Genomic DNA, 12317 nt, shown 5'->3' on the forward strand with positions numbered 1-12317 from the left:
CGCTCACGCGAAGGCGGAGCTGCGCAGGACCATCACGTCCGCGAAGTCCTGGCGCAGCGGCGCGAGACACAGCGCCCCCTGCGACACCTGCTCGAGGAAATACTCGCCGTAGTCGTGGCGGGGACCCGATGCATACACGGTGATGTCCCGGGCCCGCGCGACGTCCCCGAGCATCCGCGCCACCGCGTGCGCCACCTCTCCCCAGAAGGGGAAGTACAGATAGAACGCGGTGCCGTCCGACAGGTCCACATCGCGGACATCCGCGTGGATGAACTCCAGGTTCGGCAGCGCGAAACGCTCGCCGTTGCGGCGCGCCGACTCGACGTACTCCTGGCCGTACTCCACGCCCTTCACCCGCGCCGAGGAGCTCGCGGCCACGGTGATGGCGAACTTCCCGTTGCCGCAGCCCAGGTCGTAGACCGTGTCGTGCTGGCCGGGGCTCGTGATGGAGAGGAAGTCGGAGATGCGCTGGGCCCGCGAGGCCATGTTCACCTGACCGAACGGGGGACGGTTCTGCCCGGTGGTGATGCGTGAGATGCGCAGCAGGCCCTCGAGCCAGTCATCCGCCGCCGTGCTCGCGCGGCCAGCGGCCTCGGCAAAGCCGAGCCCCTCCCACTGCTCCCGGAAGCGGGTCGGTGCGAGCTCTCCCGTGCGAAGCTGCTGGGCGACATCATCTCCGGCCGCATCCAGTGCGTCGGTCACCGTGAGTGCACGCGCCTCCAGTGCATCCCAGAGGGCACGGAGCTCCGGGCGTCCTTGAACGTCGATGAGGAGCAGGTCCGGCTCCACGTTCTCCCGAACGAAGGAGAACCGCTCGAAGAGCTCCCACAGCGCCCCCAGTTCCAGGGTACGTGCATCTTTCGAGGACAGGAGGGTCTCGGCGCGCTCGACCCACCAGGGGACGGAACGTGGGGTGGGGGAGGAGGGCGACATGGGCCAGGATGGTGTCAGACAGGCAGGCACCTGTCATGCATTCCCAGCGTGCTCGCCAGGTCTCCTCTCAAGTAGCGTCGCGGCATCGCGAAACAGGAGAGCTCGTCGTGGCCACACGGAAGGCGCAAGCGAAGAAGCCCGCGGTCAAGAAGTCAGTGGTCAAGAGGCCCGCGGCGAAAACGAAGTCTTCGTCCCAGGGAACGAACGGCACGGACGAGGTGGACGCGTACATGAAGCGTCTGGAGCACCCGCTGAAAGCCGAGATCGAAGCCGTGCGGGCGATCATCCTCGGGGCGAACAAGAAGGTCGCCGAGCGCGTGAAGTGGAACGCGCCGAGCTTCTACTACAAGCAGGACATCGCGGCCTTCAATCCCCGCGCACAGGACTGTGTTCACGTCGTCTTCGTCTTCCCGAAGGGCACGATGCCGACTGATCGGTTCGGCTTCCTGGAAGGCGACTATGTGGACCGGCGCATGGCGCGGTTCCGCGACATGGCGGATGTGCGGGCGAACAAGGCCGGGCTCGTGCGGCTCGTGAAACACTGGGTCCGCGCCATGGACGAGGTGCAATGATGCTGCTGGAGAACAAGGTCGCAGTCATCTACGGCGCGGGCGGCTCGATCGGTGGTGCCGTGGCCCGTGCCTTCGCCCGTGAAGGAGCGAGGGTCTTCCTCGCGGGCCGTACGAAGGCGAAGCTCGAGCTGGTCGCGGACGACATCCGTTCGCGTGGCGGCCAGGCGGACACCGCCGTCCTCGACGCACTCGACGAGAAGGCCGTCGACGCGTTCGTGGATGCGGTGGCCGCGCGGGCCGGGTACGTCGACATCTCGTTCAACGTCATCGGGTACGACGACGTCCAGAAGCCGCTCATGGAGCTCTCCGTCGACGACTTCCTGCAGCCGATCACCCATGCGATGCGGACACAATTCGTGACGACGAGGGCGGCCGCCCGGCACATGCGCGCGCGCGGCTCGGGCGTGATCCTCGCGTTCGGGGGTTCGGGGCCGCAGACACTGCCCGGCCTGGGGGGCTTCAAGATCGCCCTCGATGCCCTCGAGGGCCTCCGCCGGCAGTGGGCCTGCGAGCTCGGCGCCCACGGCATCCGCGTGGTGACGCTGAAGACGGGAGGAATCCCGGAGACCCTTCCCCACACGGTCCCTGGATGGAAGGAGATCGCCGCCAGCATCGAGCAGGCGACCCTGCTCAAGCGTGCGGCGACGCTCGCCGACGTCGGCAATGTCGCGGCCTTCGTGGCTTCGGATCAGGCCCGCACCATCACCTCGACCGAGGTCAACATCTCCGCCGGAGCTATCGTGGACTGATCAGCTGCGGAAGGCCCATCCCCCATCCACGGACAGGGTGGTGCCGGTGGTGAAGGTGGCATCGGCGCAGAGGAAGAGGATGGCACGGGCCACCTCATCGGGCTGCCCGACGCGGGCCATCGGGTGGTAGGTCTCGGCCATCATCCGCACGGTGGCCGGGTCGCCCTTCGTGAAGTCGAGAAAGGTCTCCGTCGCGATGGAGCCCGGGGCCACCGCGTTGACGGTGATGCCGTCCGAGGCGGCCTCGAGCGCGGCGGTCTCCGTGAGACTCTCCATCGCGCGCTTGGTGGCTCCATACGGGCCCAGTCCCCGGAACGCTCGTTTGCCGATGGCCGAGGAGACATTGACGATGCGGCCGCCTCCGCCCTGGGCCTTCATCTGCTGGAGCTCGGCGCGCAGGCACCAGAAGAAGGCCGTCAGGTTGGTGTGGAGGACCTGCGCCCAGTTGTCGTCGGTGCAGTCGGAGATGGGGCCTGGCTGGCCGGTGATTCCAGGCACGTTCACGGCGCAGTCGAGGCGGCCAAAAGCGGCCACCGTCGTCTCCACGGCCCGGGTCACGTGGGCCAGCTGGGTGACATCCGTCTCGACGAAGCGCGCCGTGCCCCCCTGGGCGACGATCTCCTGGACCACCGCCGAGCCCTCGGCCACTCGCCGTGCGGCCACGACAACCCGGGCTCCGGCCTGCCCGAGCGCCAGGGCCGCCGCCTTGCCGATACCGCCACTGCCGCCGATCACCAGTGCCACCTTGCCATCGAGCCGACTCATGGGTGCCTCCTCCGGGGTCTGCTACCTTCCTCGAACACTTGATACCCTCAACACGCGCATGAAGTCCCGCTCCCCCCGGGAAGGCTCCTCTTCGCCCATGGACTCCGGAGCCGACACCACGGCCCAGGAGATCGAGCAGACGCTCGCCCAGAGCCGGGCCTCCGCCGAGCGGCGCATCGCGCTCTATCGCGTCTGGGTCGTCGGCGCCGTCGGACTGCTCGCGGCCTGGCCGTTCCTCTCTGGAGGCTCGGCCTTCTCGTTCATCGTCTCCAGCGTCTACTTCGCGTACTCGCTGGGGGTGCTCGCCTGGTTGCGCCACCGGACGCCGCGCTGGTTGGGTGAGGTCACCCTGATGGTCGATCTCGTCTCCATGGCCGTCTTCTACATGGTGCTCGGGCGCTTCGATGGAGCTGGCGAGTCTCCGCGCTGGACCCTGAACATCCTGCCGTCGTTGATGATGGTCACCCTGCTCGGCAACTTCCTGCGGTACTCGGGCCGGTTCGCCATCGCCAGCAGCGCGGTGGCCGCGGTGATGTTCCTGGCGGTGATGATCTCTCAAGGCAACTTCCACCCGGGGCAGATCTCCACCGCGGCCATCCTCCTGCTCTCCGGCTTCATCGCCGCCAGCAGTGGCGCGCGCGCCCGGCAGAACCTGGATACCTTCGCCCGGCTGCGCCTCTTGCGCCGGTACCTGCCCAAGGTCGCCGTGGAGCGCGTGCTGGAGGATCCTCGCGCGGGCATGGCCCTGGGCGGCCGCTCCGTCACGGTGACCTTGCTGGCCACGGATCTGCGCGGCTTCACCTCGATGAGCGAGAAGCTCTCACCCGAGGAGGTGGTGCGCCAGCTCAACGCCTACCACGCCACGCTGCTCGAGCAGGTCGAGCGGCACGGTGGCACGCTCGACAAGTTCATCGGCGACGGCGCGCTGGTGGTGTTCGGCTTCGGCGCACAGGACGCTCCCGAGGCGGACCATGGCGCCGCAGCGGCACTGGCCTGTGCTCGCGACATGCTGGACGGGCTCGAGCGCCTCAATGGGGAGCGCGCCCGGGCGGGCCTGCCGCCGCTGCGGATGGGGATGGGCCTGCACACAGGCCCGGTGGTGGCGGGCAACATCGGCGTGCCCGGCGTCCGGTTGGAGTTCACGGTGATTGGCGACGCCGTCAACACCGCCGCGCGGCTGGAGGGGCTCACCAAGGAGGCCGGCGTGCCCGTGCTCATCTCGGCGGAGACCGTTGCCCGGCTCCAGAATCCGGCGCTGCGGGAGCTGCCCGCCATGCGCGTCCGCGGCAAGGACGAGGCGGTGCGGGTCTTCACGCTGCCCTGAGGTTTCAGGGAGGAGGGGAGCGCCGAGGCCCCGCGGCGGAAACCTTGCCGCCGCCCGTGTCTTTCGTGGGCTCGGGCCCGAACACACGCAACGTCCAGAAGGAGCCGGTGTTGTAGCCGGGCAGGCCCTTCGGGTTGAAGACGCTCGAGCTCGTCGCGAAGCCACCCACGTAGCCAGCGGGGAGCTCCGTCAGCTTCAGCGCGCAGCTGGTGAGCACCACACCGGGACGCGGTACCCCGTTGCTCACCATGGTGCACCTGCCCAGCCCCGTGAAGTTCCCTTCGGGCAGCATGAAGTGCACGTAGAAGTCCGCCGTCGAGCCCTCGGCGAAGGTCGGGTCCGTGATGCGCGCGCACGCCAGGGCCTTCCCGCTGGGCCGCCCGTCATCCGTGCCGAGGACATTCGCGGGCAGCCGGACGTTCACCTCGAACGGAGCGGCCTGGCAGCCGCTCGGATCCACCGCACCGGGGTGCTCCTCGGTCCGGAACAGCAACACCTGCTCCCGGGCCAACGCGACGGTGGGCAGGCCCAGCGCGAGTACGGAGAGTGCCATCCTCGACATGGTGGAGAGCCCTCCCGGCTATTTCCAGAAGAACTCATACTCGCTGTCCAGCGGCCCGGTGGTGTACCCCTTGATCCTGAGATGGTCGACCCCCGCCGTCAACAGCACCCCCCGCAGGATGCCCTCATGGTAGGCCTGCGGCAGGAAGTCGTGGTGGATGACGAAGTGGCCACTCTTCTCGTAGGGGGTGCACGTCATGGTCCGCGTCCCGTAGCTCACCGCCGTGGAGTAGGCGGAGGGGACCTGCTTGAGGATGCGCTTCACATCCTGTCCCGCCAGCAGCAAGAGGGTCTTGCCCGCCGTGGAGGACAGGAAGTCCTTCGCGGACTGCTCACCAATCAGACGCAGCGTCTGCTCGCAGCCGCCGAGCTGCGAGCCCACTTCCTTCGCCGCCGTCAAACACAGCATCAGGAAGGTGGCCACCGGATAGTTGAAGAAGTCGAGGTGCTTGCTCTCTCCCGTGGCCTTGCGGCAACGCTGGGCCACAGCCTCTCCCCCCAGCTTGCGCACCACCTCCAGCGCGCCGTTGAAGAACATCCCTCGTGCCGTGTCTCTTGGCGACGCGAGCCCCAGGTTCCGCTCCACGTGCGCCTTCGTGTTGAGATCCTTCGCAAACAGGGATGTCTCGTATTGTTCAATCATCATCGGGAAGTCCTGTGTTCGTAAGAAGAGAAGGAGCAAAACCCCTGCCTACAACCGGATGAGCTGCGCCCCGTAATGGACGTTCGCGCCTACAGCGGCAATCAGCACCAGGTCTCCACTGCCCAGACGCACCCGGCCTGACTCCAGGTCCTCGGCCAGCAGGATGAGCTTCCCGGCCGCGGAGGTGTTGCCATAACGGTCCACGTTGATGGCCACGCGTTCATGAGGCAGGCCCATCGTCCCGATGAAGTGCTCCATCAGCCGCTTGTTGGGCTGGTGCAAGTAGTAGCGCTTCACCTCGGAGCGCAGCTCGGGCCGCTCGGAGAGCACCTCCTCGATGCATTGGCGCATGTAGAAGGGGTAGCTCTCGGCGACCCGTGGCCCATCCACCACGAAGGCCATGTCCACCGGCCGCGTCCGGCCCTGGTACGGCAGCCGCAGCACACCTCCGCCCCGGCGAATCACCAGGTCCGTGTGGGCGTTGCCGGACATGGTCGTCAGGATGCCTTCTCCCTCCTCGCCGTCCGCGCGCAGCACCACCGCGCCCGCCCCATCCCCGAAGACATAGGCGGAAAGGTAGGCATTGATCGGCTTGAGCCCTGGAGCCGGGACAATCTCTCCGGTGTAGACGTCCGGGTTCAGCTGGGGCGAGAGCAGCGAGGAGGCCACCACCGCCACCGTCTTGAAGCGGCCGCCCCGCATCATCTTGCACGCCATGTCGAGGATGTAGGGCGTGCCGCCACAGCCATCGTCGATCACCAGCGCGAAGGTATCGGCGCGGCAGCCCAGCCGATGGTGCAGCACCATGGCGTCGTGGTTGAAGTTCAGCTCGTCCGGCGTGCAGGTGATGAGGAAGAGCGCATCCAGCTCCCGGGCGTCCACACCTGACTGCTTCAGGGCCCGGCGCAGGGCGACCTCGCACATGTCTGTGTTGGAGGCCGGGTAGATGGGCAGATCATCCTCGGGTGGAGCGATGGCCCGGCCCCGCGCGTCGATGTCCCAGAGAAAGCGCCGTTCGACGATGCCTGTCTTCTCGAGGATGCGTTCAGCGGACCAGCCCGGGAAGGCGGCGGCGATGCGCTCGTTGCTGATGGTCCGAGAGGGAATGAAAGCGCCGGCACCTGCAACGCGAACTGTGTTCATGTCCGGTTCTCGCTTGATGTGGACCTGTTTTCGTCATGACAACGGACGGATGGAAACCACCCCTTCCCCCTCATGTCGCTGAAATCACAGGGTTTTCGAGAGAAGGAAACTCAGTGCGACCTTCTGATTCCTGGCTTTCTCCACGACTTCAGGGCTGCTGCTGGGATTCCGTATTCTTGAGGCATCAATGAATAAAAATAAAGCAGCACCGGGAGGCTCGCGTTGGCATGCTTCTCTGGTGAACAAAGCCGTGCGACACGCGGGCTTGCATCATTCACTGTTCAAAAGAGGGATCTCCAACGTGGCCGCGGCCCCCGCCCTTTACGCGGGGGGCCGCACCTGCCGCACTTCCAGCATTGCCTTTAGAACAGGACCGGGATCCGGCTGAACCCGCGCAGGCTGGCGACACTGCCCCACCGCATCTCCTCGGCGGGGAGCGCCAGCCGCAGCTTCGGGAAGCGCTTGAAGAGGGACTCGAAGGCGAGCTGTCCCTCGAGCCGGGCTAGCGGCGCCCCGATGCAGACGTGGATGCCCTTGCCAAAGGCGATGTTCCGGTGGGCGTCGGGGCGCGTGATGTCGAACACGTCCGGGTTGGCGAAGCGCGAGGGATCCCGATTCGCCGAGGCCAGACCCACCGACAGGTTCTCCCCCTTGGGGATGTGCGTTCCTCCCAGCTCGAGGTCCTCTCTGACGATGCGCGGCGTGCTCATGTAGTCGACCGGCCCCCAGAAGCGCAGCGTCTCCTCGACCAGCCCCTTGGACAGTCCGGTGGGATCCGCCAGGAAGCGCGCATGCTGGTCGGGGTGCGTCAGCAGCGCGACGACGCCGTTGCCGATCAGATTGACCGTCGTCACGTGCCCGGCGAAGAACAGGATGAACACCATCGACACCATCTCCTGGTGGCTGAGGGTGTCGCCGTCCTCCTGGACGTGAACCATCTGGCTGATCATGTCCTCCGCCGGCTCACGCCGCTTCCGCTCGAACAGGCCGTCCAGGTACTGCCTGAACGCCCGCATGCCGGCCCGCAGCTTCTCGTCCCTCACGGCGTCCTGACGCTCGGCGTGCAGAAGGCCCTCCGCCCAGCCATGGACCTTCTCGCGATCCTCCACCGGGATGCCGAGCATGTCGCTGATGACCGTGACGGGCAGCGGATAGGCGAAGGCCTCCACCAGGTCCATCCGGCGCTCCGAGACGGCCTCGCCGCGCCCGGCCGCCTTGCGTTCGACCCCGTCGAGCAGCTCATCGACGATGCGCTGGATGCGCGGCCGGAGCAGCTCCATGGCACGAGCGGTGAAGTTGGGCTGGACCAGCTTGCGCAGCCGGGTGTGATCCGGCGGATCGAGCATGATGATGCTGTGCGCGACGGGCCGGAACTCCTCCGGCATGGTCGCCTCCAGCCGCGCCCGCTGCTCCGGCGTCATCGCCGAGCGGAAGTCGGACGAGAGGCGATCATCCAGGAGCGCGGACACCGCCTCGTCGTACCGGGTCACGAAGAGCCTGTCGCGTCCAGGGACCTTGCCCGGCCCGCGAGCCTTCGAGCCCTCCGGATGAGCCCCGTCCGCGAGGCCGCGGCCGAAGGGGCAGCGCACCACGGGCGCCGTGGCGCGCAGCTCGGCATAGGTGTCGTAGGCGGTGGCCAGGAACTCCGGGTTCTCCCTGTCCAGGACCACGGAGCTCATGGCCGGAGCTTCCCGCCGTCCCATCACGGGGCAGGTTCCGCCCGCGGCGGGCGCTGCTTCCTTCTGCTCATCCATCCTGTTCGTCGTCATGGTGTCCTCCGGAGTTCGTGGTTCTCGCGTCCGCTCAGTTCTTGCTCAGCCAGAGCGAGCGGGGCCCGCGCAGGAAGAACGAGCTGCCGTAGTTGATGCGCTCGGGCTGCTGGGGCGCGAAGCCCAGCTTCGGGGCGCGCTCCAACAACTCCTGGAGCGCCACCGGGGCCTCCAGCCGCGACAGGGGGGCTCCCAGGCAGAAGTGGATGCCGTGGCCGAACGAGAGCAGCCCCGTCGTGTCGCGCTGCAGATCGAAGCGCTCCGGGTTCGGGAACTTGCGCGGATCATGGTTGGCGGACGCCAGCAGCGCCATCACCGTCGAGCCCGCGGCGACCTTCCCGCCGGCCAGCTCCACGTCCTGGGTCACCCGGCGCATCAGCCCCAGCACGGGCGAGTCGTAGCGCAGGGTCTCCTCGGTCACGGCGGCGCAGGCCTGGAGCGTGGGGTTGCGCCGCAGCCACTCGTACTGCTCCGGGTTGCGGATGAGGGAGACGAGCGCGTTGCCGAGCAGGTTGGTGGTGGTCTCGTTGCCGGCGATCAGCAGCACGATGGCGAAGGAGTTCACCTCCTGGGGCGTCAGCGCGGCCACGCCGTCGCTCTCCTGGACGAGCGTGGAGATGAGATCACCCTTGGGCTCCTGACGGCGCTTCTCGGCGATCTCCGTCATGTAGGCGAGCATCTCCCGCCCGCTCCGGATGCTCTCCTCCGACTGCTTCCCGGTCCGCAGGGACTCGGAGCCAGCGGTGATGAGCGAGTCGCTCCAGTGCTTGAAGTCCCGGCGCCGGGAGGCCTCGATGCCGAGCATCTCCGCGATGATGGTCACGGGCAGGGGAGAGGCCAGCCCGTCCATGAAGTCGAACTCGTCACGGGCGGTCATCTCCGCGACGAGCCCCCGGGACAGCTCGCGCACCCGGGGCTCCATCTCGGAGATGCGCTTGGGGATGAAGGCGCGGCTCACCAGTCCGCGCAGCCGCGTGTGGTTGGGCGGATCCGAGGTGACGAGGTTGGACACCGAGCTGAGCTCGGTGATCTGGGTGCGCTCCTTGGGCAGCTTGCCGGCGACGCGGATGTCCACGGACGAGAACAGGGCCGGGTTCTTCAGGACGTACGTCACGTCCTCGTAGCGGCTGAGGACATGGGCCTGCAGGCGCTCGTTCCAGAAGAGCGGGGCCTTCTCGCGCATCTCCGCGAAGTAGGGGTAGGGGTTGTTCATCACCTCGGGGTCGAAGAAGTCGAAGCGGTCCAAGAGGCTCATACGGTTCTCCATGGGTGGAACAACGGCGGTGGAACAACGGGGTTCATCGGGGGCGTGGGGCGGCCCCATCCAGGAAGCAGCGCAACAGCAGGGAGATCAGCTCGTCGACCGGCACGGGCTGCTTCTCGAGGAACTGCCGGACGAGGACGCCGCGCAGCATGCTCAACAACAACGTGGGGTAATGGCGGGTGTCCTCGGGCCGCAGGGCGCCTTCCTCCACTCCTTGCCGGGTGAGGTGCTCGATGCGGCGGGTGAGCTCCAGGGACTGCGTCCGCTCGCGGCTCACGTCCTCGCCCGAGGAGATGCCGTGCTCGAGCACATCCTCCAGGGAGAGGGTGAACAGCTGGAAGTGCGTGCGCGAGTGCTCCAGGATGCAGCGCAGGAAGCCATGCATCCGCACGCGGAAGGGCGCGCCCTGGCTGCGCTCCAGCTCCGTGTCGAGCATGTCCCGCAGCTCCCGCCCGCGCACGTCGAGCAGGGCCGCCATCAGCTGCTTCCGGTCCTCGAAGTAGTTGTAGAGCGTCCCGACGGAGACCCCGACGCGCGCGGCGATGTCGTCCATGCGCGCGGCGTGGATGCCCTGCTCGGCCAGCACCTGCTCCGCCGCGTTGAGGATGGCGGTCCGCGCCTCCTCCTTCATCCGGAGCCGCAGCGGTTGGGGCTTGCTTCGAGTTGTTGAACGCGGGTTCATTTGTTGAACCAGGGTACGGTTCCAGGGATACCCGGGTCAACCAGAAGGAGCCGAGCAGACAGGCGTACCTCGGGATACACGCCTGCCCCGAGGGTCGTTCCCTTGTCAGTTCCCTGGGAGGAGCTCAGCTCGCCGCTGGCTCGGCCGTGCTCAACGGTGGCCCACAGCCTCGAAGTGGTTCTGGAGCGCCGCCGCGAGCGGGGGCACGACGGCGCGTGGAATCGCGTGCCCCATCCCGTCGATCGTCACCAGGGTCGAGCGCGGCAGGCTCTCCGCCAGGTGCCGCGCGTTGGACTCGGGATTGGTGGGATCCTCCGGGGTGGCGATGACGAGCGTGGGCACGGTGACGTGAGCGAGCTCCGCCCCACGAGCCAATCCGGAGGGGTCGGCTCGCGCATGGGCAGCCGAGGTGTCGTGACGGCCGGCGTGGGCGATGATGCGCCGCTCGAGTGCACGGAACTCCTCGGCGTCGAAGGGAATCACCTTGCCGTTGAGCCTGCGCCAGTTCTCGACCCGCCATTCGATCTGCGCCTCGCGGTCGCGCGGCTCGAACATGTGGCTCCAGAACTCGTACAGGCCGGGATCGATGGCGGCTCGTGCCGCTCCATTGGCGCGGGCGGGAGCACCTTCGAGCGCGGGCGCCCCGATGACCGTCGCGCTGAGCAGCCGCTCGGGATGGGCGACCAGGAGCCACTGCACGAGGAGCCCCCCCAACGACAGTCCCACGACGTGCGCGCGCTCGATGCCGAACGCATCGAGGATGGCCAGCGCGTCCTCGGCCATCCGGGTCGCGGAGTAGGGGACCCTGTCGAAGGCCCAGGTGGACGCTCCGGTGTCCCGGTGGTCATAGCGGATGACCCGGTGCTTCCGGGCCAGGACGTCCACGAGCTCGTCGGGCCAGACCAGTCCCGAAACGGTGGAGCCCATGATGAGCAGAACGGCGGGCGCATCCTCCGGGCCCCGAGACTCGACCCAGAGCGAGACTCCCTCGGCGACCTCGACGAAGCGTTCCATGGCATCAACCTACCGTCTCGAAGTGGTTCAGGAGCGCCGCCGCGAGCCGGGGCACGACGGCGCGCGGAATCGCGTGCCCCATCCCGTCGATCGTCACCAGGGTCGAGCGCGGCAGGCTCTCCGCCAGGTGCCGCGCGTTGGACGCGGGACTGGTGGGATCCTCCGGGGTGGCGATGACGAGCGTGGGCACGGTGACGTGAACGAACTCCGCCCCGCGAGCCAGTGCGGAGTAGTCGGCCCGCGCGTGGGCCCCCGGGTTATCGGAACGGCCGGCGTGGGCGATGATGCGCCGTTCGAGCGCACGGAACTCCTCGGCATCGAAGGGAATCACCTTGCCGTTGAGCCTGCGCCAGTTCTCGATCCGCCATTCGATCTCCGCCTCGGGATCGCGCGGCTCGAACATGTGGCTCCAGAACTCGAGCAGCTCGGGAGCGATGGGGGCCTGGGCCGTTCCATCGGCGAGCGGGGGAGTGCCCTGGAGGGCGGCCGCCGAGATGACCGTCGCGCTGAGCAGCCGCTCGGGACGGGCGACCAGGAGCCACTGCACGAGAAAGCCCCCCAACGAAAAGCCCACCACGTGCGCGCGGCCGATGCCGAACGCATCGAGGATGGCCAGCGCGTCCTCGGCCAGCCGGGTCAGGGGATAGGGGGCCTTGTCGAAGGCCCAGGTGGACGCTCCGGTGTCCCGGTGGTCATAGCGGATGACCCGGTGCTTCCGGGCCAGGACGTCCACGAGCTCGTCGGGCCAGGCCAGCCCCGAGGCGTTGGCTCCCATGATGAGCAGAACGGCGGGTGCATCCTCCGGACCCCGTGACTCGACCCAGAGCGAGACTCCCTCGGCGACCTCGACGAAGCGTTCCATGGTCCCAGCGTCGCAGGTCGATACGGAGGAAGGGGG

The 12317-nt window shown here is 67.8% G+C and carries 13 protein-coding genes; 3 read left to right on the top strand and 10 right to left on the bottom strand.

Annotated elements, in window-relative coordinates:
• Positions 1-3: 3 nt before the first annotated feature.
• Complete coding sequence (locus NR810_RS08120) at positions 4-933, bottom strand: methyltransferase domain-containing protein (RefSeq protein ID WP_257449783.1); 930 nt, start codon at positions 931-933, stop codon at positions 4-6.
• 107 nt (positions 934-1040) lie between these two features.
• Here NR810_RS08120 and NR810_RS08125 point away from each other — a divergent pair, with 107 nt between their 5' ends.
• Both NR810_RS08125 and NR810_RS08130 read left to right on the top strand, forming a co-directional pair.
• A complete protein-coding gene (locus tag NR810_RS08125) occupies positions 1041-1505 on the top strand; it encodes a DUF1801 domain-containing protein (protein ID WP_257449785.1) in 465 nt (154 codons plus the stop codon).
• Complete coding sequence (locus NR810_RS08130) at positions 1502-2254, top strand: SDR family NAD(P)-dependent oxidoreductase (RefSeq protein ID WP_257449787.1); 753 nt, start codon at positions 1502-1504, stop codon at positions 2252-2254. Before NR810_RS08125 ends, NR810_RS08130 begins: the two co-directional genes overlap by 4 nt.
• Here NR810_RS08130 and NR810_RS08135 read toward each other — a convergent pair whose 3' ends face one another.
• Positions 2255-3019 carry an SDR family NAD(P)-dependent oxidoreductase gene (locus NR810_RS08135; RefSeq protein WP_257449789.1) on the bottom strand — a complete coding sequence of 255 codons (765 nt, stop codon included), beginning with the start codon at positions 3017-3019 and terminating at the stop codon, positions 2255-2257.
• 97 nt (positions 3020-3116) lie between these two features.
• Here NR810_RS08135 and NR810_RS08140 point away from each other — a divergent pair, with 97 nt between their 5' ends.
• Complete coding sequence (locus NR810_RS08140) at positions 3117-4343, top strand: adenylate/guanylate cyclase domain-containing protein (protein WP_257449791.1); 1227 nt, start codon at positions 3117-3119, stop codon at positions 4341-4343.
• A gap of 4 nt (positions 4344-4347) precedes the next feature.
• Here the strand turns inward: NR810_RS08140 and NR810_RS08145 are convergent, their stop codons facing one another.
• The 8 genes from NR810_RS08145 to NR810_RS08180 all read right to left on the bottom strand — a co-directional run bounded on the left by NR810_RS08145 (position 4348) and on the right by NR810_RS08180 (position 12281).
• On the bottom strand, positions 4348-4905 hold the full coding sequence (locus tag NR810_RS08145) for a hypothetical protein (RefSeq protein ID WP_257449793.1): 558 nt from the start codon (positions 4903-4905) through the stop codon (positions 4348-4350).
• A gap of 18 nt (positions 4906-4923) precedes the next feature.
• On the bottom strand, positions 4924-5550 hold the full coding sequence (locus tag NR810_RS08150) for a DUF2378 family protein (protein ID WP_257449796.1): 627 nt from the start codon (positions 5548-5550) through the stop codon (positions 4924-4926).
• Positions 5551-5595: 45 nt separating this feature from the next.
• Positions 5596-6690 (bottom strand): 3-oxoacyl-ACP synthase III family protein, encoded by a 1095-nt coding sequence (locus NR810_RS08155; protein ID WP_257449799.1) that lies wholly within the window; start codon positions 6688-6690, stop codon positions 5596-5598.
• Positions 6691-7052: 362 nt separating this feature from the next.
• Positions 7053-8459, bottom strand: a complete 1407-nt coding sequence (locus tag NR810_RS08160; protein WP_257449802.1) for a cytochrome P450 family protein — start codon at positions 8457-8459, stop codon at positions 7053-7055.
• Between the two features lie 34 nt (positions 8460-8493).
• A complete protein-coding gene (locus NR810_RS08165; RefSeq protein ID WP_257449813.1) occupies positions 8494-9714 on the bottom strand; it encodes a cytochrome P450 in 1221 nt (406 codons plus the stop codon).
• Between the two features lie 43 nt (positions 9715-9757).
• On the bottom strand, positions 9758-10405 hold the full coding sequence (locus NR810_RS08170; RefSeq protein WP_257449816.1) for a TetR/AcrR family transcriptional regulator: 648 nt from the start codon (positions 10403-10405) through the stop codon (positions 9758-9760).
• A gap of 150 nt (positions 10406-10555) precedes the next feature.
• Positions 10556-11419, bottom strand: a complete 864-nt coding sequence (locus NR810_RS08175; protein ID WP_257449818.1) for an alpha/beta fold hydrolase — start codon at positions 11417-11419, stop codon at positions 10556-10558.
• Positions 11420-11423: 4 nt separating this feature from the next.
• Positions 11424-12281: an alpha/beta fold hydrolase gene (locus NR810_RS08180; RefSeq protein ID WP_257449820.1), complete on the bottom strand. Its 858-nt coding sequence runs from the start codon at positions 12279-12281 to the stop codon at positions 11424-11426.
• Positions 12282-12317 lie beyond the last annotated feature (36 nt).

Origin of the sequence: Archangium lipolyticum (genome assembly GCF_024623785.1) — a bacterium.
Lineage (GTDB): Bacteria > Myxococcota > Myxococcia > Myxococcales > Myxococcaceae > Archangium > Archangium lipolyticum.

Coding starts and splice junctions, on each gene's coding strand:
- NR810_RS08140 (WP_257449791.1), top strand. CDS start 3,117: ATGGACTCCGGAGCCGACACCACGGCCCAGGAGATCGAGCAGACGCTC.
- NR810_RS08130 (WP_257449787.1), top strand. CDS start 1,502: ATGATGCTGCTGGAGAACAAGGTCGCAGTCATCTACGGCGCGGGCGGC.
- NR810_RS08175 (WP_257449818.1), bottom strand. CDS start 11,419: ATGGAACGCTTCGTCGAGGTCGCCGAGGGAGTCTCGCTCTGGGTCGAG.
- NR810_RS08135 (WP_257449789.1), bottom strand. CDS start 3,019: ATGAGTCGGCTCGATGGCAAGGTGGCACTGGTGATCGGCGGCAGTGGC.
- NR810_RS08180 (WP_257449820.1), bottom strand. CDS start 12,281: ATGGAACGCTTCGTCGAGGTCGCCGAGGGAGTCTCGCTCTGGGTCGAG.
- NR810_RS08145 (WP_257449793.1), bottom strand. CDS start 4,905: ATGTCGAGGATGGCACTCTCCGTACTCGCGCTGGGCCTGCCCACCGTC.
- NR810_RS08150 (WP_257449796.1), bottom strand. CDS start 5,550: ATGATGATTGAACAATACGAGACATCCCTGTTTGCGAAGGATCTCAAC.
- NR810_RS08155 (WP_257449799.1), bottom strand. CDS start 6,690: ATGAACACAGTTCGCGTTGCAGGTGCCGGCGCTTTCATTCCCTCTCGG.
- NR810_RS08165 (WP_257449813.1), bottom strand. CDS start 9,714: ATGAGCCTCTTGGACCGCTTCGACTTCTTCGACCCCGAGGTGATGAAC.
- NR810_RS08170 (WP_257449816.1), bottom strand. CDS start 10,405: ATGAACCCGCGTTCAACAACTCGAAGCAAGCCCCAACCGCTGCGGCTC.
- NR810_RS08160 (WP_257449802.1), bottom strand. CDS start 8,459: ATGACGACGAACAGGATGGATGAGCAGAAGGAAGCAGCGCCCGCCGCG.
- NR810_RS08120 (WP_257449783.1), bottom strand. CDS start 933: ATGTCGCCCTCCTCCCCCACCCCACGTTCCGTCCCCTGGTGGGTCGAG.